Genomic DNA, 342 nt, shown 5'->3' with positions numbered 1-342 from the left:
AAATGAACATTGAAAACTGAATGACAATATGTCAACGTTAATTCCAATAAACAACGATTCAATCGTTGATTGAACAAGTGTTGAAGAAACACATTTAGCAAATATGAGCTAATCAAACATCATATATTTTATATGGAGAGTTTGATCCTGGCTCAGGATGAACGCTGGCGGCGTGCCTAATACATGCAAGTCGAGCGAACAGATAAGGAGCTTGCTCCTTTGACGTTAGCGGCGGACGGGTGAGTAACACGTGGGTAACTTACCTATAAGACTGGAATAACTCCGGGAAACCGGGGCTAATGCCGGATAACATGTTGAACCGCATGGTTCTACAGTGAAAGG

General features: G+C 42.1%; 1 rRNA gene. It reads left to right on the top strand.

Annotated features, from left to right (window positions below):
• Positions 1–129: 129 nt before the first annotated feature.
• Positions 130–342 (top strand): 16S ribosomal RNA (locus tag APS80_RS10350); the annotation flags it as partial.

Origin of the sequence: Staphylococcus auricularis (assembly GCF_001500315.1) — a bacterium.
In the GTDB taxonomy this organism is placed as follows: Bacteria; Bacillota; Bacilli; order Staphylococcales; family Staphylococcaceae; genus Staphylococcus; species Staphylococcus auricularis.
Note: the sequence above shows the minus strand (reverse complement) of the source record. Positions and strands in the feature narration are given on the sequence as shown.